The following is an 18,739-nucleotide window of genomic DNA, read 5'->3' as shown; positions in this document are numbered from 1 at the left end:
ACTATCAGCCCGCAGGCGCGTCGGGATAGCTTTCCAGCACCGGTCCCAGCGCTGCCTTGAGTGGGGCAAGCCACGGCTCGTAGGGCTTCCACGCCTCGAGCCCATCCTTGAAGATCGGCTGGCGGACCTGCTCGGAACTCGCCGTGCGCACGGCGCGCTCGGTCTTGTAGAATTCGAGACAGGCGGGATCGAACGGAATGCCGATGTAACTCAGCAGGCGCCGCACTTCGGCTTCGGTATCGGCGACCATGCGCTCGTAGATCACGCGATGGACGTGGCCGGGCGCTTGCGCATCCCACTTTGCCATCAGGTTGACGTAGTCGGCGTAGTAGCGACCGATGTCGGTCAGGTCATAGGTGAAGGTCTGGCCGCGCGCGAAATGCTGCTTCCAGCCGGAAAAGCAGCAAGACAGCGGGTGGCGCCGCGCATCGACCACCTTGGCGTTGGGCAGGATCAGGCGGATCAGGCCGACATGCTGCCAGTTGTTCGGCATCTTGTCGATGAACAGTGGCCGATCGGTCTGGCGGTGAACGCGGGTGCGCTCGATGTACTCCTCGCCCAGCCGCAGCCGGTCTGCCGGGGTGAGCGAGGCTATCATCGTGGCGAAATCGGCGAACTCGCCCTCGTCGACGCGCGATTGCAGGCGCGCGCCGATCATCATCAACTCGGGCAGTTCCATCGTGCCTTCGACCATCGGATGGCTCGACAGGATCTGCTCGACCAGCGTCGAGCCTGAGCGCGGCAGGCCGACGACGAAGATCGGATCGGGCGCAGGGCAGCCACCTTCGCCCAGGGTGGCAATGAAGGCGGCGGTGAAAGTCTGCTTCGCGGCCTGCACTTCGGCGCTGAACGCATCGGCATCGTGGAGGATCATCGTGCGACGCAGGGCATTGCCCTTGTCGTAGTGCGCGAACGAGGGTGCGGCGTCCTTCGCGTCCTCGAAGGCCTTGCCGAGCGAGAAGTGCAGGTGGAAGACGTCCTCCTTGCGCTCTTCAACCGCATCCGAGAGCGAAGCGAGGGCGGATTCCATGGTGGCGATGTCGTCTGGCCCGAGCTTCACCGTCTTGAGATTGGCAAGGCTCCACCACGCTTCGCCCATGGTCGGCTGGCGGGAGACGGCGGCGCGATAGGCCTCGACCGCCTCGGCCTGCTGCCCCAGCGTCTTGAGCACGTGGCCGAGATTCTGCCAGACCTGCGGCTGGTCCGGGTCTGCGGCGAGCAGCTCGCGATAGAGACCCGCAGCGCGTTCCTGATGTCCGAGCCGCACCAGCACCGAGGCAAGGATCAGCTTGTGCCCCGGCGAAGGGATCGGCGAGGCCTGCAGCACTTCGGCATGATCGAGCGCTTCTGGCAAGCGGTTGGTCTGGAGCAGCAGGCGGATCAGGAAATCGCGCGCTAGGTCGAAGCCGGGGGCGCTGGTCACGGCTTGTTCGACGCGCGCGATGGCGGGCGTCATCTCGCCCTTGCGCCAGGCGATTTCACCATGGAGGCGCAGCGCGGGTGGGTCGTCGCCTTCGCGGGCGAGGCGTTCGGCGAGCATCCGGTCCGCACTCTCGAGATCGCCGTCCTGGACGGCGAGCGCCGCCTTGAGCAGGCCCGTATCGCGCGAGGATGCGTAGACGCCGGACAGATCTGCGCGCCATGCTTCGTCGGCGCGGCCAGCCTTGCGCAACTGCCGCGCGAGGAGGAACCAGCCGCCGGCGATGCCCGGCTGCAATTGGGTGAGCACCTGCAGTGCTGCGATGGCGCGCGGCGTGTCCTTCGCTTCGGCAGCGGCTTGGCCCAGTTCCCACAGCACGGCGGGGACCCGACCATTGCCGCGGGCGAGGGCATCGAGCTTTGCCACTGCCTGCTTGCCCTTGCCCATGCGGCGCAAGGCGCGGGCGGCGAGGAATTCTGCGGGCGGAAAGCCGGGTGCCTGCCGCAGCACGGCTTCGGCAGCTGACAGCGCCTTGTGCGGCGCGATTACGAGCAGCGCTTCGCCCTCGGCGAGAGCTTGCTGGGGCGAGGGCGCGCGCAACTGCTGGATCATGGTGCAAGCCTAGTCGGCACCGATCCTTTGCGGTGTACGCAAATCGGCGCAAGCTGCGATGACCTCGGCCCGGCTCCGCAGCCCATGTGCCGCGATCCAGCCGGTTACCTGCGCCACGGCGAAGCTGACGCCATAGAGGTTGCGGCGAGGTTCGACGCCGGGGATCGGGCGCGGGTAGCCTGAGGCGATGACCATGAGGCGGTCGGGAGAAAGGCGCGGCTGGCCGCGCGGCAGGTCCCAGTCGAGGCCGACGCCGAGGACCTGAGGCAGGCATCCCGGCCAGCAGGGCTGTCCCTCGGCCTCGCAAGCAGCGACGATCAGCGCGCCACGGTCTGCTGCTTCCTCGGCAAGCAGGGCGAAGACCTCGGCATGGGTGGGGTTGGCGGTGCCGAGGCTGAGGTTGATCAGGTCGCATTCGGCTTCGAGCGCCTGCCGGATGCCCGTCGCCAGTGCGCGGGCCGAGGCGCGAAGGCCATCGCGGAAGACGCGGATGGTCAGGATCTCGGCGTCGGGCGCAAGCTCCTGGATTGCGGCGGTGACGGCGGTGCCGTGCCCAAGCTTGTCGACCGTTTCGAGCGGGTCGGTCAACACCGTGCCATCGGCGAGAACCGAGCACCCCGGCAACAGCCGTGCCGCGTCGATGTGCGGGTGGGTGGGGTGGACCCCGCTGTCGATGACAGCAACCTTAGCCATGGGCGGTGACCTGCGGTTCCCGGCGCGCCTTGCCGTTCTCGAGCCGGATCACGTGGTCTGCCATCTCGGCCAGCGCTGGCTTGTGCGTGATCACGATCAGCGTGGCATGGGGCAGGGCGCGTCGCAGGCCGAGCGCGACGAGGCGTTCGGTTTCCTCATCCAGTGCGGCGGTGGGCTCGTCGAGGATCAGGACGTCGGGCTGGCGCAGCAGGGCGCGGGCAATGGCGATGCGGTGGCGCTCGCCCGCTGAAAGCGCGAGGCCGCGCTCGCCGGTGCGGGTGGCGAGGCCTTCGGGCAGGCGGGCGATCAGCGGGTCCAGTCCGGCGGCAGAGGCGGCGGCGGCAATGTCATCGGACGTCGCGTCGGGCCGGGCGAAGGCGATGTTCTGCGCGATCGAGGCGTTGAACAGGAACGGGGCCTGATCGACCAGCAGGACGCGCGCGCGCAGGTCGGTTAGCGACAGCTCGCGCAAGTCGGTGCCGTCGATGGTGACGCTGCCCGCGACGGGATCGAGAAAGCGCACCAGCAGGTCTGCCAGCGTGGACTTGCCCGCGCCAGAGTGGCCGAGGATGGCCGTCAGCGAGCCAGCCGGGATGGTGAGGCTTGCTTTGTCCAGCACCGGTTCGCGGCCGTGATGGATGGTCACGCCTTCGAGGCGGATTTCGCGGGCGACCAGTGGCAGCGGCCATGGCTTTTCGGCCTCGGTCACTTCGGGCGCGGTATCGAACAGTTCGAAGATGCGGGCCAGCGCCACGCGCGCAGTGGCGAGACTGGCGGTGAGGCCCATCAGTGCCTGCACCGGGGCGAGCAGGCGGCCATGGTAGGTGATGAAGGCGACGAGCGCACCCACGGTCATGGTGCCGTCGATGATCTGCTTGCCGCCATAGAGGATCACCGCCGCGCTCGATGCCGTCACGATCGTGCCGGGCAGTGCGCCGGTGAGGTGCGAGGTGGTCTGCATGCGTAGCATCGTGCCGACAAAGCCGCTGTTGGCGCGGGCGAAGCGGCTGGCTTCGTGATCCTCGGCGCCGAGCGCGTTGACCGTGCGCATGCCGAGGATCGTGTCGGCCAGCAGGCTGCCGATATCCGCGCCACGTTCGCGCATCTGCTGGGTGAGGTCGGTCATGCGGCGCTGGAAGTGGAGGAAGCTCACTACCGCAAACGGCACTAGCACCGTGCCGACGAGGAACAGCTTCCAGTCGAGCCATAGCATCATGCCGACCGAGCCGGCGAAGAACAGCATGTTGCTCAATACTGAGAGCAGGGTGTCGCCCGCGACGCGCTGGACATCCGAAACGTCCGAATTGAGCCGCGACATGAGGTCGCCCAGGCGGAAGCTGCCGTAGAAGCGCGGGGAGAGGCGCTGGAGGTGGCGCAGCAGCGCGACGCGCATGTCGAACAGCATCTGCGCCGAGAGCGAGACATAGCGGTAGGATACCAGAGCATTGACGGCAAAGCCGCCGACCGTTGCGCCCATCATCAGGGCGGCGATCCTGACCAGCATGTCCCAGTCGCGCTTCAGCAGCGCCTCGTCGATCATCAGCTTGGAGATCCACGGTTGGGCGAGCGTGAGGCCAGTGGCGATGAGGCTGCCGAGGAGGACCAGCACCAGCCTGGGAGCGTAGGGCTTCAGCCATGGCCAGAGGCGCTTGTAAGTGCTCCAAGGTGCGATATTCGGCGCTTCGCTCATGCAGCCTGCTCGCGGCGGACGAGATCGAAGCCGTGAAGTGCAAAGCGAGGTTCGGGGAGCCTTGCGAGCAGCACGGTGGTCTGATCGTAACCGGCCCGGGCGGCGGCGTACTGGTCATGCCACCATGGCCCTGCACCGCCATTGGCGTAGAACGGCAGTGACAGTTGCAGGTGGCGCCGCAGCGAGGCGAGCAGCAGGGAGTGGTAGTGGGTGGCGAGCATGGTCGGGTCCTCGCCCCGCGCGAGAGCGCCGATGACGGCGGCGGCAAGGATGCCCTCGCGCGCGGCTTGCGCGGTGCCGTCGCCGCAGATGGGGTCGAAGGCGATGGCGGACGTGCCGCAGGACAGCCAGTCGTTTCCGGCGAGTTGGGCCAGCATGCGTGGGCTGGTGTCGAACCGGCCGCCCGGAAGTTCGAGTGCGTCGATCAGCGGGCCGATCAGCGGCGCATCCTGCGTCAACGCTTGTGGATCGCCGCCGACGGCCAGCAGCCACGCTTGGCCGAAGCCATCGGGGATCAGGAACAGCCAGCCTGCGTCGACCGCCTCGATCCAGCAGGTGCGGACGGGGGCATCTGCTTTCAGAGTGACCCGCGCCGTCGCTGAAATTCGCTCACCGAAGCGCAGCATCTCGCCGCAGGAAAACGGTGCCATCGCCTCAATCGTGAACGCTGTGTGCACCCGCCCCGGATCGTACAGGCCAGCCGGATCGAGCGCCGCGGCAAGGTCGTCCTCCGAAACCACAACCGCCCCGTGCGGCATGGCAACCGCTTCAGCGCTGCCCCACTTGACCACCCGCTGATTGATCCGGGGCCTGTCGGCAAAGAGCGACGCATCACCGAACACGTCACGGAGCAGGGCGAGGGCCGGATCGCTGAGCATGATCACCGGCACCGGACGCCGCAGGCCGGGCTCGCGCAGACACGCGAACCCGGCCCGGTCCAGCAGGTGCGCGGCCGTAGCCACCGCGACGCCCTGCCCCCTCATGAGTATTTCCGACGTCACTGGGTTATGATCATCCCCGCGCCGGTGGTGTCGTTGCCGAGGTCGATGGTCTTGACGTGGCTCAGGGTCTGCGCATCGTACATCTCGATGTCGTAGCTGGCGCCATAGATGTAGAGCAGCTTGCCATCGCCCGACATGCCGAACTGGAAGCGCGTGCGGCAGGGGAACTCGGCCTTGTTCTTGACCAGGTTGGTGGTGAGGTCGAGGTGCCAGAATTCGCAGCGCTTGTTGCCGACCTTCTCCTGCGTGACGACGGTCCAGCCCTCCTTCATGTCCTTCGATACCTGCAGGCCGGCCATGCCGCCGCCGACCGGGGCGGGGCCAATGGGGCGGAAGTCGAAAGTCTTGGTGACGAGATCGAAGCGACCCACGCCATAGACCTTGTTGCGGATGTAGGGGTCCTGCGCGGTGAACATCGAAACGTACTGGTCAGGATTGCGCAACGTCTCCACGCCGCCGCCGAAGCTGACGCCTTCGATGCCGGTCGCCTCGGGCTTCGAGAACTCCAGGCGATCCTTTACCTTGAGCGATGCGGTATCGACGACCAGCACCTTGTCGCGGATCAGGAACAGCGTGGTGCCGTCCTTCGACAGCATGTAGTTGCCGCGGCCAGCGCCGTTGCGGACGTCCTCGTCGGGCACGTCTGCGGTGCGCACGACGGCCTTCTTCGTCAGGTCGATCACGCCGAACGTCTGCGGGCTGACGGTCCAGCGATCCTGCAGCTTCTCGAACTTCTGGATCATCGTGTAGAAGAAGCGGCCCGTGGGATCGGGCACGCCGCCGCCGAAGCGGTAGCGCACGGTCGGCGTATTCAGGCTGAAGGAATTGACCACCTTCCTGGTCGCCGTATCGATCACCTCGATGCCGCTGGTGGTGATCGTGGAGACGTAGATCTTCTTGCTGTCGTTCGAGATGCGCATCGCGGTGGGCAGGCCAGAGGCCAGCGTGATGCGATCCTTGATCTCGCCGGTCGCCTCGTCGACGATCAGCATCTTGTCGGGGTAGGACCCCATGAACACGGTCGATGCGTGCGCCGGCGCGGCGGTCGCAAGAAGGGGCAGGAGCGCGAGACCAAGTTTCTTCATGGGTCGGGTCTTCCGATGCTGAAATGTCAGGAGTGGAGGCGGGCCGCTCAGGGGAAGATGATGTCGAGGCTGCGCCAGTCCTTGGCCGCGGTCGCGCAATTGCTGGCCCAGTCGGGCGAGTAGTTGACGTGATCTGGGACCTGCACCGGCCAGAAGCAGGTGACGTAGCAGTCGTAGATGTCGCGCTCGGCCGGCTGGCACAGGCCTGCCGTGCCGCCGCCCGCATCGACCTCCCAGCCGGGCGAGAACGAGATCGAGCAGCCCATTGGCGTGTGCATCGGCTTCTGCTGGAGCGCGACGACGTCCTCTTCGGTCGAGGCGATCGTTTCCTCGATCCGCAGTGCCTTCTTGTTGAGGGGTTTCAGGTGCTTCATGACAAGCCCTTTCGTGCAGCAAAGCGTTCAAGAAATTCAGGGTTACGCTGGGCGACGGTGCCGTAGATCTTGAGGCAGGCCTCGGTCCATTCGCGGATCCAGTCGCAGTAGTGCAGGTTGGCGTGGCCGGTATCGCGGTAGCGGACGAAGGCCTCGTGATGGCAGCCGCCGGCGCAGAGCGGGCGGGCCCAGCACGACGAACATTCATACTTCGCGCCAACGTGCCCGCGCGTCAGGAAGTCGGTGCGCTTTTCCTTGTCGAGGCCGGTGGTGACGTGGCCGAGTACGTGGGTATCGGCATCGGTGAAGCGATGGCAGGGTGAAAGGTCGCCCGAAGGGCTCACTCCCACCAGCCCGAGACCAGCGCCGCAAGGGTGCGACTTGTTGGTGCCCTGGATCAGCTCGCTGATCGTTTCCGACACATTCGAGAAGCCGTGCATCTCGCCGCGCAGAGCATAGGCGAGCCACTCGGCGGCGAGTTCGTGGAACGCGGCGACGACCGTGTCCATGCCCTCGTCATCAAGCGTGTAGGCCTGTGCGCCGGAGTCCGTCACCGGCGCGAAGCCGACTTCGTGGAAGCCCAGGTCATCCTTGAGGTGACGGTAGATGCGGATCACGTCGGTCACGCCTTCGGTCAGCGTGACGCGGGCGGTGATGGCGCGGGTCTTGTGCCCGGCGATGAGCTTCCTGAGGCGCGGTTCCATCACCGCATAGGAGCCCTTGCCGTTCTTGTAGACGCGGTGGCGGTCCTGCAGGTCAGGCGGGCCGTCCATCGAGACGGTGACGCCGATCGCCTGGTCCGAGAGGAACTGGATGATCTCGTCGGTCAGGAGCGTGGCGTTGGTCGTCAGGCTGTAGGTCATGCGCTTGCCGACCGCAGCCGCTGCTTCATTGGCATAGAGCACCACGTCGCGCAGCAGCTTGAAGTTCATCAAGGTCTCGCCGCCGAAGAAGGTGATGTGCGGCACCTCCCGCTCGCCCGAGCTCTTGAGCAGGAAGTCGACCGAGGTCCTGGCCGTTTCCAGCGTCATGTACTTGGGCTTGCCCGCCGGCGTGGCGATCTTGTCCGCGCCGAATTCGTAGCAATAGGTGCAGGCAAGGTTGCACTGGTTGGTGACGTTTAGCACCAGCGCCTGGAGCGGGTAGTCCTCAGGGGGTGCCGCGGGGGCGAGCGGGGCTTCGCGGATCTCGTCCGAGACTATGCCCCGCACCGCGCGCAGTTCGCGGATCAGGTCTTCGGCATCGGCGCGCGAATAGCCCTTTTCGACCAGCCCGGCGACCATCTCGCCATAGGCCATCTGCCGTTCGCCAAGGATCGCCATGACGCTGGCGGCGCCTTCATCAAGCGCGAAGATTGCGCCAGCAGAGGCAAGGTAGACGAAACCTGCGCCATCGGCCTCGAACAGGTGGATATCGCCGCGGCGATACTTTGGAGCGAGGATCGTGGTCACTTGGCCACCTCCGGCTGATCCCAGCGCTTGTAGGCGGGCACTGACACGACCATGAACGCCTTGCCCTTGAGCGGCTTGCCCAATGCGTCCTTTTCGGTCTTGGCCGTGGCGACGACCCAGACCTCGCCATAGTTGTTGCGGCCCCACTTGCGTTCAGGGTTCGGCCCGTCGATGGCGGGCGTGAACAGTGCGGTCGGGCTGAGCTTGCCGACGTAGTTGACGTCGTCGTCGTAATAGACGGTCGGCAGCTCCTCCATTGACCAGGTCACGTCGATCGGGCCCAGCGAGACGTCATCCGCGGTATAGGGCTTGCCGTCGAGGCCCGCGTCATAGCCAAGCGCGTCGAACTGCTGGTAACCGGGCGCGTGCTTCTCGCTGCCGCCGAGGCGGGCAATGGCGGTTTCGGGCGTGACCTTGATGTAGTCCACCCGCTTGTAGACCGGCAGGCCCGCCGCAAGAATCGAGCCGCCAATGCCGACGTCATGCGCGCCGATGGTCGCATCGGGGGCGACATCGACCGTGAGCACCGCCTCGGTCGGGCTGTTGGAGACAACCTTGGTCACCGTCACGCCCTTGCCGAGGTCGACGTCCGAAGGCTTTAGGCCTGCAGGGAAGGCATCGCCAATCAGCTTGAGCGTTGCGCCCCTGGCTCCGGCCTTGAGGGCATAGGGCCAGGTCGCAACGACAGTCGGTTCGGCGGCGGCGCGGGTCAGCTTCACGTTGAAGCCGAACTCGGTGTAGTCGCCCCAGAACCAGCGGCCTTCCGCGCTCTTGCGGTCGGGCGAGAACTGCATCGCCTCACGCGTTTCGTGGTCCTGCGGTGCATCCGGACGCGCGCCGGCCGGGCCGCTTGATGACGTGCCCCGCCACGAATAGCCGGTGTAGACGAGGCCCTTGCCGCTGCGAGTAAGGGTGGAGCCATCGGTCAGTGACTTCAGGGTGATGGCGGTGGTGTAATCGTCGTCGGTGCCGGCCGGCGTCAGCATCATCTCGCCGACGTAGAGGCCCTTGCCGGGCAGGAAGGCGTTTACCAGCCACTTGCCGCCGAGCTTCGCGGACGATTGCCGCGCCTGCCACTTCGTCCATTCGGGCGTCATCAGCGGCGCGGTCTTGTTCATGTAATCGAGCGCGACCTCGACCGGGAGCGGCTTGGGCGCGCCGTTGGCGGGGACGGGCTGTGTCGGGTCCTCGACCGGCTTGCGGAACTGCGCATCAGCCTGCGAATACATCGCGACGTGAAGATTGCGCAGCAGGCCCCATTCCGCCTTCGAACGCCGCCACGACAGTGGCTGGGCGAAGGCGTGGCAGGCCGCGCAGGACTGGCGGATCGTCTCGTTGGGAATGTTGCTCTCGACCACGATGCGGTGTTCGGGCAGGTAGGAAACCGGCCTGGCTTCCTCGGGCGAGAGACCGTTGCTGGCGGAAAGCGAGCGGATCACCGCCTTGGCCTCGGCCGGGGTGATCGACAGGCCGTTGAGCGAGGCCATGCGGCGGATGACCTGCGCCCAGCCTTCCGGGGTGGTGCGCACCCAGGAGATGCGCGAGAGGTTCCCCTTCGCATCTGCAGTATGGCAGCTGCCGCACTTTTCGACGACCAGCGGGTCCTTGATCGCGATGCCGGCCTCGGTCTCCACCGGGTTCGAAGGATCGCGCGGCAGCTCCTTGGCCGACTGTGCCAGGACGATCGATGCGGGGAGCGCGGTCAGGGCTAGGAATTGGAGAAGATGCCGACGGTGCGGGCGTTTCGCCCCGGTCTGGCTAACATCCGTGGCAAGATCACGGGCAGCAGTTTCGGCCAAAGTCATGGTCGCGATTTCCCCCTTGGCAGGCCGTGTCCGGGAACGAGTCGGACGCGGTGTCAGGGCAAAGACTGGACAGACGTCAAAAGTTCGTCAACGCCTTTGTTTTTGCGGGTGCGAAAAGGTTTTGGCGCTCTATCGGATGATCTTCGCGCATGGCCCGGCCAGGATCCATACGCTGATCGCGCACATTGTTCAGCGGCATGTCGGCAGCCGCGTCGTGCAAATGCGGCCAAGTGCAGGCGCAAGGTTGACGACGAGCCCTCGATCATGCCAGAGGCAGCGCATCCGGCAGCCCCGGATCAAGCAGCCTTTGCGGCCGCGCGGGTGTAGCTCAATGGTAGAGCAGCAGCTTCCCAAGCTGAATACGAGGGTTCGATTCCCTTCACCCGCTCCAGCCCTCCCTTCCCACAACATCCCGGAAATGCTACGAAGTCCTCGGAAATCCTAGGGTTTTCACACTGCATTTGTCCCGCCAGCGCCCGCCTGTTCTCGCCGCATCTCGCGAATCTGGGGGCTCTTTTGGGGGCCAAGTGGGTTTCGCTCAATTCGAGTGGCCCCCACCCAGGGGGCCACTCAGGATGGAAGGGATTGAAATCGTGGCACTTACCGATGTGGCCGTCCGAAATGCTAAGCCGGGTACGAAGCCCTATAAGATGGGCGACTCCCATGGCCTGTTCCTGCTGGTCCAGCCAACCGGCGGAAAACTCTGGCGGTTCAAGTTCCGCGTTGACGGGCGTGAGAAGAAACTGGCGATTGGCCCTTACCCCGAGATCGGCCTGGGCGAGGCTCGCAGGCGGCGCGACGAAGCCCGCGAGGCCATGGCAGCCGGCAAGGACCCGGCGCGAGAGAAGCAACGCGATAAGGTCCGCGCGAAGGTTGAGGCCGAAAATACCTTCGGGGCAATCACTGCTGAGTTCTGCGAAAAGCGAAAGCGCGATGGGCAGCGTGCTTGGGCACCGGCCACTGCCAAGCGCTGCGAATACCTTCTGTCGATCCTGTGCGGGTCCATCGGCAACATGCCGATCTCCGAAATAGAGCCTGCCGATGTGCTGGTTGCCGTTCGCCGGATCGAAGGCAAAGGCAACCTCGAGAGTGCTCGCCGAACGCTCCAACTGGCGGGCTCGGTGTTCCGCTTTGCGGTAGCCACGGCGCGCCTCAAGTCCGACCCTACGCGTGACCTCAAGGGAGCACTGACAAGCCCCACCGTCACCCACTACGGGGCAGTCATCGATCCCGCCGGGGTGGGCGAACTGCTCCGGTCAATTGATGGCTACGAGGGGCAACCGATCACAAAATTCGCGATGCAACTTGCCCCTCATGTGTTCGTCCGCCCCGGCGAACTACGACACGCGGAATGGTCGGAAATCGATCTGGCAGGGGCGCTGTGGACGATCCCGGCAGGCAAGACCAAAATGCGCAAGGAACATGTCGTTCCGCTCTCGCGGCAGGCCATTGCGATCCTGAAGAGCGTCCAGCCCCTGACCGGTCCAAGCGGCTATGTCTTCCCCTCCGTCCGCACCCGACGCCGCCCGATGAGCGACAACACGATCAACGCTGGCCTGCGCCGCCTTGGCTACGCCACCGACGAAATGACTGCCCACGGTTTCCGCGCAATGGCGTCCACGCTGCTAAACGAAAGCGGGAAATGGAACCCCGATGCCATCGAACGCGCTCTGGCTCACGGCGACACTGACAAGGTACGCGCTGCGTACCATCGCGGCGCCCATTGGAAGGAGCGTGTAGCCATGGCGCAGTGGTGGAGTGACTACCTGGACGACCTGCGGAACGTGGCGAAATCGGTCTGATGGGCGATCCAACGAGCTGATCGCTGGCAACTGGCGCGCAAATCGCGACTTGCGTGCAATTCGTCAGGATAGACCATTGTTATGGCTGTATTTATCCCCCCAGCAGACGCGATTGCAAATCGCGATTTGCAAGCAAATCAGTTTGACACCAGACCGATATTTCCCATTTTCCGTAATCCCGCCAATAACTTGCATCTAGCAGTCCACTGCGTACGGTGTGCCTGTCAAGTTCCAATGTGCGCGGGGGTTTCCAGCACGCCCTGAGTTCCGTTCAATCGCTTGAATTCGCATCCTTATTCTCGGAGCGTGAGCAACCGGGTCGTTGCAGGGAAAAACGAAATTCAGGGCAAAAACGCCGCTGGGCTACCAACTGGCCTTAGTTATGTGGGAATTCCTCTCGGCGGGCCATTGCTCAGGGGGGGCAATTGCCCGGTCGTTTGAGCGGATCATGGGGACCAAGTAGTCATTACCGAGCCGTCCAGAGATCGAAAGGAGCTGGGGCGCATAACGATCGGGGATGCCCATCACTCCTACCCCTGCGAACAAGAAAAAGGGCAGGAACCGTTCCCGGTCCCTGCCCTGCTTGTCCGGTCAGAACTCATCGAGCATCGCCCCGTGGATCGTATGCACCACGCGCGCTGCCAGATGCGCTGGAAGAGCGTTGTAGTCGCCCTCGTCAAGAGCGAAGTATCCAAGTTCGCGGTCCTCAACGATGTGCTGATCGAAGAAGCTGTGCAGCGCCCGCCGCTCTGCCACAGCCAGCGCGGCAAAGTAGCGTTCCGAGTTCGAACTGGTTCGAAAAATTGAAGCCATGATATCCTCCTGATGTCTGCCGTTGACGGCAGGAGCAGGACGGATGGGCGTGTGACCGGCGGGTCAGGGATCGCCCAAAGGGCGACCGCGAAGCGGCGGTAGGGGTAACGATTTTGTCGGACCGTAGCGCAGCGAAGGGGAGGCAAAATGGTGGGACCCTGCCGTCCTTGACGCGCCGGTTGCACGGCCATCAGAATGGGAGAACGTGAGCCAGGCCCCCTCCCCTCCAGTCCCGAGCTAGATTGCTGCCGAGACCTTCTGCGCGACCTCTGTGAGCGTCGCCTGAAGACGATTGATCTCCGACAGGGTGGTTCCGCCGGGCACATATCGCGTGACAAGAAATTCGCGTGACTGCGACATGGTATGCAGGTGTTCCCGCGTCCGCTTCCTTAGCACCAGCCCAATCTGCACCGCTAGGTCCGCCCTTGCCGCGAGGTTGTGCTGGAGACCCCGCACCTGGCCCGCGCTGTGACCCGATCGGAGAAGGAATGCGTTGAGGTAAAGCTCGACCGCATGGATTGCGACCATGCGAAACGGTGCCCGCGAGCTGGGCACTTTGGGCCGTCCATTCTGCACGAGAAACTGGGCCGCAATCCGATACTCATCGGCAAGAGCCACCATCTCGGCAGCGGTCGCACCCTCACCCGGATAGCAAGTGATCGTCTGGTCATTCATGGCATTCTTCGTAGCACCGCTTTTGCAAACGATTACTGAAAAATCTCTGGGTTTTCATACACCACAAAGGGGCCCTGTCCCACATGGACAGGACCCCTTCGGGAGAGAGATCTACGGGAGAGGTCAGTCGATCCCGGGAGCATCCTTGTTGTCGGCGTTCTCGCCGGAGCCGTTGCCGCGGGAGAGGAAGTCGACCTTGTCGGCGAGGATCTCGGTGCCGTAGCGCGTGACCCCGTCCTTGTCCTCCCACTGGGTGTAGTGGATCCGGCCCTGGACCGATACCAGCTGGCCCTTCGAGCAGTACTGGCCGACGGTCTTGGCGAGGCCGTTGAAGCAGGTCACGCGGTGGAACTCGCTTTCCTTGGCGGTGTAGCCGTTCTCGTCCTTGTAGGTATTGCCATCCTTGTCGCGTGCGGGGCGATCGGTGACGACGGTGATCCCGGTGACGTTGGTGGCGCTCTGGGTCGTACGGGCTTCCGGATCGCGGGCGAGGCGGCCGGTGAGGATGGCGATATTGGTCATGAAATAGGTTCCTTCAGTTCCTCAAACCGGAGACCATCTCCGGCTTGCGAACATCCAGAAGAAGCAGGGCATGGGAGGACTGCACCGAAGGCCTGAAGGGCCGAAGGGAAACCTGTTCATGACGGGTGGTGCGGGCAGGCAGCGCAGCTGCCAACACGGCCGGAAAGGAACGGGTTGCCGTCCTCAGCTGACCTGGTTCAGGACTGTTCGCGACTAAAGCCGGATGGGTATCGGGTGTGGGTCTGCAGGCTCACTTGACCTTTCCTGCAATCAGCTAACGCCATCGCCCTCCGATGCCTCCAGGAGATCCATGAAGTTGCAGGCTGCTTCTCGGTCTTGCTCGTTCTCGAACGCCACATCGAGATCGGGGGCTGACCCGAACATGTGCAGGAACGATCACAGGGCAAAGTGCTCAGCGGCAGCGTAATTTGAGGCAGATAAGTCCGTAATGCGCCCTCTAGGTAGCCTTTCGACATGGCTCGCATCGTCCTTAAAAGTGGTCGTCCGTCGGGCCGATGGCCCGCAGTGCAGGAGCAGGATCAAAACGCCGTCGCTGCTGGTGAATCGGAAGTCGCGGTTGGCACGCGCATCGCTGCATAGTTCAACGATGACCTGGGGCTCGTACTAGCGGCCTGTCCAACATGCGCTGCCACTTGATCACATGGCTACCGCGCTGGCCCCGAAAAGCGCCTCGATTTTGGCCTGGGCCCCAACCCCGAGGTCAGCCACAATCAGCTTGTCTTTGGCGCGCGAGCAACAAACATAGAAGAGGTGGCGGGTTCTCCGCTCCCGGCTTTCGCTGGTGTCGGTTCCTGCCAGCAGCTTGCCAAACGAGTATTGGTTCCAGTTCGCGCCAGCGTCATCCAAAACCACGATCACGTTCTGAAATTCATCGCCTTTCACGCCGTGTTTGGTTGAGAACGGCATGCTGTTTTCCAGCACGGCGCGGTAACGACTGACTTCCAGATAGGGCACCGCCAGAAGAAGATCCAGAAAGGCCTGATGCGCTGCCTCGGGCGATCCTGCCTCGGCAGCCACCACAGGGCCTGCCACGGCCGCTTCCAAGTCATCAAGGAGTGTGACCAATTGCGCTGCCCGCAGATGCATTAAGATTGCTTCAATCGTTCCTCCGGCATCAATTAGTTTGATGAGGTCATCTAGGGCCGCCTTCACTCGCGCCTTCTCGGCTGCCCCCGCGATCGGGATCGGGCGTTCCTTCAATGAACTGATAGCGCGCCCCACCCGCCCTTCACGCCAAGCAGTAATAAATGGCTCGACTTTTTTAAGGAAGAAGGCTGCAATCGGGTCTTCGCCGCTCTGAAACTTATCTTGCGTAAAGCTTCCCCGACTGGCGAAGGCTGCCAATAGATCGGCATATCCGGCCTTGCGGGCGATAAGGCGGTGAGTGAGGAATAGAACCTTCAACTCGCCCTGTACACTCCAGCCGAAGACATCCTGCGCTTTCTGGACGGCGAGTTCGGCAATGTCCGCGTCCGGAGCCGTGCCGGTGAGACTGACATACACCGCGCCCCCCGGTAAATTGGCACCCGCTGGCTCCTGCTGAATGTCAGTTCGGACCTTGTTGAGAACGTCGATCACCGCCTTGGAGCACCGATAGTTCTCCTCCTTCTTGATTTGAACCAGCTGTGCCTGCTGATCGGCCGACAATTCGCCGACCCCTCCCGAATAGATGTTCTGCATCTTGTCGCCAAAGAAACCGATCAGCGGGGGATGCTCTGTCTTAAGAAGATGATCCAACAGGGCGGAGACAACCAGCGGATCAGTGTCCTGGTATTCGTCTACAAATATGAACGGGAATCGAGCGGCGACCAATTTCGATAAAAGCGGATGGTCGTGGAACATAATGTGAGCCACGCCCAAAAGGTCGTCGTGAAAAATTCGGCCTTCCAAGAAGTTTGCGCCGCGATCGGAGTAGGCGATCGTCGGTACCGTCTTTAAAGCTTCTGCCAATTCCTCCTGATCTTGCTTTCTGCGGCTGCTTGCAGGCAACCGGTCATTGAACGCAAGAAGGGCCGGCCTCAGCTCTTTCTGAAAGTCTTTGATCGAGGCCCATAAGAAGTCGTGGATCGTTGAGACCACAAACAAGGGGTCGTGCTCTGTACGCTCGATGATCTCATTCTTTGCTACATTCGTGAAAGTAATGCAGGCCACACGCTGGCCTTCCCCGATAACGCTCGAACGGTCCGGTCCTCGAATGAAATCAAGAGCGCGAATGAGGGACGATGTTTTGCCCGAGCCCGCCCCGGCGTCGATCAGGAAGCTCTGTCGCGTGTGCAGACAATCCAGGATTTTTTCGTCCGCTTCCGTCATCATTTTGCGGGATGCTCGGCCAGCCATTGGAGGCCTTGTTGAATATAGAGGGGAATCTCCCAGCCTGGTGCGCCCATCAGATCGAGGGCGAAATCGACCTTCCCGAGCTTGCCGCTCAACTCCCACGCTTGTGCTGTCAGGCCTGCGTCTATCGCTTTCTTGACGGCAGCCTTAGTCGTGCTGAGCTTGGCATGATTGTCAGTCAGCCAAGTGATGTTGGCGTAGATGAATGCTTCCTCGAATGAACGACCACAATGCCCGTCCTGGGTGACCTGATAGGCAACCCGAATGCAGCCTTGCGTCTTGGCCGCATTATCGCAGGCTTGCAATTCTTCGACGGTTTCCTTCTCGGGAATCCATTTGCGGAGACAGGCGTTGCTAGTGCTTTTCCCCGTCGCGACCGGGCATTTTTTTCCTCCGTCATCGACCGAGTCCAGGTCGGTAATGATCAGGCTCGGAATGCCAAGAAAGTCGATGATCGGCTTAAACTTATGGGCGTGCCCCCCGCCCACCTCAGAAATGCTGACATACTGACTTCCGAGCGTCTCGCAGCCAGCCACCTTGGCTTGCTCCTCAATCATCATTGGGAGCAGCAGCCGCTCGACCTGGCCTTCCACGAAGATGGCCTTGTCCGCGAAAAACAGATCGCAATGAGTCAGTCGAATATAGCGGCGCAGGAAGTCGAGAAGGTCGGGGTTGTCTGGTGGCAGCGGTAGCTGCGAAAGGTCCTGCATGACGACCTGACGGCCAACCCTGCGGAAATAGCGCACGGGCTCGAACTCAGAATGAGCGATCATGTGGGACGAGTGTGTGGAGAGCAGAACTTGTGCTGTCGTCCCTCCGTCCGTTTCCAAAACCTTCGAAATCTCGCTGATGAAAACCGTCTGCATCTGCGGGTGCAGGTGCGCCTCGGGTTCTTCAATCGCGATTATATGAACGCGCGGCTTGTCGCCCATCGTCGCGTCGATCGCAGCGCGGAAGGACTCCAGCTGCAGGACAATGTAAATCAGGTTTTTGTAGCCGAGCCCGTTATATTTTTCGGGCAGCTCGAACTCCTCCATTACTCCTTCTTTTTCGGCGTGTTCGCTGGCATAATATATTCGCGCATTGTCACGGTAAATTGTTTCTGCGCTCAGTTCAGCACGTACCCTCAGGTCCGGCGCTTTTTGGCCTGGCGGATAGCCAAAACTCTGAAGGCGCTTCGTCAAACGGCCAAAGGCTTTGCCGTACATCCCCGTAAGGTCGCCTGCGCTCGCCGTGAGTGCATCTTCGATCGCTTGATAACCGGCAGCGTCATCGACCCGATAGAAGCGTTCGTAATGATCGTGGAGAAGTTTTGAGAGCTTCGCGGACCGGCTTCCCTCATCGTCATCGACGTGCCGCTGAGCGGGCACGATGTCGATGCGCAGTAGGGATTTCAGCAAATTGCCGTCTTCGAGTTGTTCCACTTCTTTGCCGTCAGGGGACACTTTGAAGAAAACGCGTTTGAAATGATCTCTGAACGTCTCTTTCAGATAGTCGCACAGCGAGACGTCTTTGCGAGGCCTGGCCCCAAACTCGTCGAGAAGCTTTTTCGCGTTCTCCAGTCGATAGTCGATCCGCATTCGCACTCTGCTTGTGCCAGGCGTAAGGTCCATCAAAAGCTTGGTGGCTGCAACGAGGTCGGCGGGATCTTCGCCATAGGAAAAGGTCAGATCGAGCCGCATACGCGGTGTAAGCCGCCTAAGCAGCTCAATCTTCTTTTCTGGATCAGCTTCAGCCGCAACCTTTCGCTCGATCCGCTTCAGGTCCCGGTGGCGAAGCTGAGAGAGGTCGTGGAAGGAGATTTTAGGAGCCTCGGCTCCTTGCCCGATAAACAGCCGGAGAGCCTCCATTACTGAGGTTTTCCCGCTATTGTTCGGCCCCACCAAAATGGTCGTCGTTTTGTCCTGGGCGAGATCGATTGAGAGTCGGCGCAGCAACCTGAAGTTTCGGATCTTAATGTTCTCAAGGCGCATGCGGTCATTATCTCAAATGGCTCGAAGATCTCGAAGGTGACTGTAGGGCCATCCTGACACAAGGGGGAAGTAGTTTGCTATCGAATTGAACCGGAATCGCCTGTCACTCGATCCCGGGTGGCTTGATGAATTCCGTGATCAGCCGGCGAGCGCGGTGCACTGATCGCTAAACGGGTCACCGGGCTACGGTCCGCTTTCGGTCCAAGGCGTGGCATATCCCGCTCGGGCTCCTTCCTCTGGGCTTCGAGGCAGACCTTGGGCGTGGGACGCGGTCGTTCATTGTGCATGACAATCACAGTTTGGGTGTAAGTCGATGTAAGTTCGGCTACTCCACTCAAAGTATGGAGGGTCTTAGTGTTCCAAGGCGCATTGTTCACTCGTGATTGGCTGAAGTGTCCGTCGTCGAGACATTTGGCACAGATCGGGGCGTGGATTAGCGGAGAGCGAGCCTCGTCTGGGGGTTGATGT

Annotated in this window: 15 protein-coding genes and 1 tRNA gene; 2 read left to right on the top strand and 14 right to left on the bottom strand. The window is 62.6% G+C overall.

Translation table 11 applies throughout. The features are described 5' to 3' along the window. Window positions 1-4 precede the first annotated feature (4 nt). The 9 genes from AC1Q5P_RS17455 to AC1Q5P_RS17415 all read right to left on the bottom strand — a co-directional run bounded on the left by AC1Q5P_RS17455 (window position 5) and on the right by AC1Q5P_RS17415 (window position 10,330). Window positions 5-2,032 carry a tetratricopeptide repeat-containing sulfotransferase family protein gene (locus tag AC1Q5P_RS17455; protein WP_492519614.1) on the bottom strand — a complete coding sequence of 676 codons (2,028 nt, stop codon included), beginning with the start codon at window positions 2,030-2,032 and terminating at the stop codon, window positions 5-7. A gap of 9 nt (window positions 2,033-2,041) precedes the next feature. Further along, window positions 2,042-2,725, bottom strand: a complete 684-nt coding sequence (gene qhpE, locus AC1Q5P_RS17450) for a subtilisin-like serine protease QhpE (protein ID WP_193827141.1) — start codon at window positions 2,723-2,725, stop codon at window positions 2,042-2,044. After that, entirely contained in the window at window positions 2,718-4,415 is a 1,698-nt protein-coding gene (locus AC1Q5P_RS17445; RefSeq protein ID WP_492519613.1) for an ABC transporter ATP-binding protein, read from the bottom strand. Before AC1Q5P_RS17445 ends, qhpE begins: the two co-directional genes overlap by 8 nt. Further along, window positions 4,412-5,398, bottom strand: a complete 987-nt coding sequence (locus AC1Q5P_RS17440; protein WP_492519612.1) for a hypothetical protein — start codon at window positions 5,396-5,398, stop codon at window positions 4,412-4,414. Before AC1Q5P_RS17440 ends, AC1Q5P_RS17445 begins: the two co-directional genes overlap by 4 nt. Before the next feature lie 14 nt (window positions 5,399-5,412). Then, complete coding sequence (locus tag AC1Q5P_RS17435; protein WP_492519611.1) at window positions 5,413-6,501, bottom strand: YncE family protein; 1,089 nt, start codon at window positions 6,499-6,501, stop codon at window positions 5,413-5,415. Between the two features lie 47 nt (window positions 6,502-6,548). Further along, the gene (qhpC, locus tag AC1Q5P_RS17430) at window positions 6,549-6,875 is read right to left on the bottom strand and encodes a quinohemoprotein amine dehydrogenase subunit gamma (protein WP_039331741.1); all 327 of its coding nucleotides are present in this window, start codon (window positions 6,873-6,875) and stop codon (window positions 6,549-6,551) included. Beyond that, on the bottom strand, window positions 6,872-8,326 hold the full coding sequence (gene peaB / locus AC1Q5P_RS17425) for a quinohemoprotein amine dehydrogenase maturation protein (RefSeq protein WP_492519610.1): 1,455 nt from the start codon (window positions 8,324-8,326) through the stop codon (window positions 6,872-6,874). Before peaB ends, qhpC begins: the two co-directional genes overlap by 4 nt. Continuing rightward, window positions 8,323-10,131 carry a quinohemoprotein amine dehydrogenase subunit alpha gene (gene peaA, locus AC1Q5P_RS17420; RefSeq protein ID WP_492519609.1) on the bottom strand — a complete coding sequence of 603 codons (1,809 nt, stop codon included), beginning with the start codon at window positions 10,129-10,131 and terminating at the stop codon, window positions 8,323-8,325. Before peaA ends, peaB begins: the two co-directional genes overlap by 4 nt. 76 nt (window positions 10,132-10,207) lie before the next feature. Further along, on the bottom strand, window positions 10,208-10,330 hold the full coding sequence (locus AC1Q5P_RS17415) for a hypothetical protein (protein ID WP_255355097.1): 123 nt from the start codon (window positions 10,328-10,330) through the stop codon (window positions 10,208-10,210). A 118-nt stretch (window positions 10,331-10,448) separates the two neighbouring features. Between AC1Q5P_RS17415 and AC1Q5P_RS17410 the strand changes: the two genes are divergently transcribed. Together AC1Q5P_RS17410 and AC1Q5P_RS17405 are read left to right on the top strand one after the other, a co-directional pair. After that, window positions 10,449-10,522, top strand: a tRNA-Gly gene (locus AC1Q5P_RS17410). Between the two features lie 202 nt (window positions 10,523-10,724). Continuing rightward, window positions 10,725-11,933, top strand: a complete 1,209-nt coding sequence (locus AC1Q5P_RS17405; RefSeq protein ID WP_492519608.1) for a tyrosine-type recombinase/integrase — start codon at window positions 10,725-10,727, stop codon at window positions 11,931-11,933. 591 nt (window positions 11,934-12,524) lie between these two features. On the opposite strand, the gene AC1Q5P_RS17400 is transcribed toward AC1Q5P_RS17405, so the two are convergent. The 5 genes from AC1Q5P_RS17400 to AC1Q5P_RS17380 form a co-directional block, all read right to left on the bottom strand. After that, window positions 12,525-12,746, bottom strand: a complete 222-nt coding sequence (locus AC1Q5P_RS17400) for a hypothetical protein (RefSeq protein ID WP_066559827.1) — start codon at window positions 12,744-12,746, stop codon at window positions 12,525-12,527. Window positions 12,747-12,983: 237 nt separating this feature from the next. Next, on the bottom strand, window positions 12,984-13,421 hold the full coding sequence (locus AC1Q5P_RS17395) for a hypothetical protein (RefSeq protein WP_066559829.1): 438 nt from the start codon (window positions 13,419-13,421) through the stop codon (window positions 12,984-12,986). 123 nt (window positions 13,422-13,544) lie between these two features. After that, window positions 13,545-13,943, bottom strand: a complete 399-nt coding sequence (locus AC1Q5P_RS17390) for a single-stranded DNA-binding protein (RefSeq protein WP_066559831.1) — start codon at window positions 13,941-13,943, stop codon at window positions 13,545-13,547. Window positions 13,944-14,600: 657 nt separating this feature from the next. After that, window positions 14,601-16,277: a UvrD-helicase domain-containing protein gene (locus AC1Q5P_RS17385; RefSeq protein ID WP_492519607.1), complete on the bottom strand. Its 1,677-nt coding sequence runs from the start codon at window positions 16,275-16,277 to the stop codon at window positions 14,601-14,603. Beyond that, complete coding sequence (locus AC1Q5P_RS17380; RefSeq protein ID WP_066846528.1) at window positions 16,274-18,271, bottom strand: ATP-dependent nuclease; 1,998 nt, start codon at window positions 18,269-18,271, stop codon at window positions 16,274-16,276. Before AC1Q5P_RS17380 ends, AC1Q5P_RS17385 begins: the two co-directional genes overlap by 4 nt. Between the last annotated feature and the right edge of the window lie 468 nt (window positions 18,272-18,739).

It is taken from the genome of Novosphingobium sp. GW835-FHT14H07, from assembly GCF_058793515.1.
Note: the sequence above shows the minus strand (reverse complement) of the source record. Positions and strands in the feature narration are given on the sequence as shown.

Coding starts and splice junctions, on each gene's coding strand:
- AC1Q5P_RS17455 (WP_492519614.1), bottom strand. CDS start 2,032: ATGATCCAGCAGTTGCGCGCGCCCTCGCCCCAGCAAGCTCTCGCCGAG.
- qhpE (WP_193827141.1), bottom strand. CDS start 2,725: ATGGCTAAGGTTGCTGTCATCGACAGCGGGGTCCACCCCACCCACCCG.
- AC1Q5P_RS17445 (WP_492519613.1), bottom strand. CDS start 4,415: ATGAGCGAAGCGCCGAATATCGCACCTTGGAGCACTTACAAGCGCCTC.
- AC1Q5P_RS17440 (WP_492519612.1), bottom strand. CDS start 5,398: ATGAGGGGGCAGGGCGTCGCGGTGGCTACGGCCGCGCACCTGCTGGAC.
- AC1Q5P_RS17435 (WP_492519611.1), bottom strand. CDS start 6,501: ATGAAGAAACTTGGTCTCGCGCTCCTGCCCCTTCTTGCGACCGCCGCG.
- qhpC (WP_039331741.1), bottom strand. CDS start 6,875: ATGAAGCACCTGAAACCCCTCAACAAGAAGGCACTGCGGATCGAGGAA.
- peaA (WP_492519609.1), bottom strand. CDS start 10,131: ATGACTTTGGCCGAAACTGCTGCCCGTGATCTTGCCACGGATGTTAGC.
- AC1Q5P_RS17415 (WP_255355097.1), bottom strand. CDS start 10,330: ATGCCGCTGAACAATGTGCGCGATCAGCGTATGGATCCTGGCCGGGCC.
- AC1Q5P_RS17400 (WP_066559827.1), bottom strand. CDS start 12,746: ATGGCTTCAATTTTTCGAACCAGTTCGAACTCGGAACGCTACTTTGCC.
- AC1Q5P_RS17395 (WP_066559829.1), bottom strand. CDS start 13,421: ATGAATGACCAGACGATCACTTGCTATCCGGGTGAGGGTGCGACCGCT.
- AC1Q5P_RS17390 (WP_066559831.1), bottom strand. CDS start 13,943: ATGACCAATATCGCCATCCTCACCGGCCGCCTCGCCCGCGATCCGGAA.
- AC1Q5P_RS17385 (WP_492519607.1), bottom strand. CDS start 16,277: ATGATGACGGAAGCGGACGAAAAAATCCTGGATTGTCTGCACACGCGA.
- AC1Q5P_RS17380 (WP_066846528.1), bottom strand. CDS start 18,271: ATGCGCCTTGAGAACATTAAGATCCGAAACTTCAGGTTGCTGCGCCGA.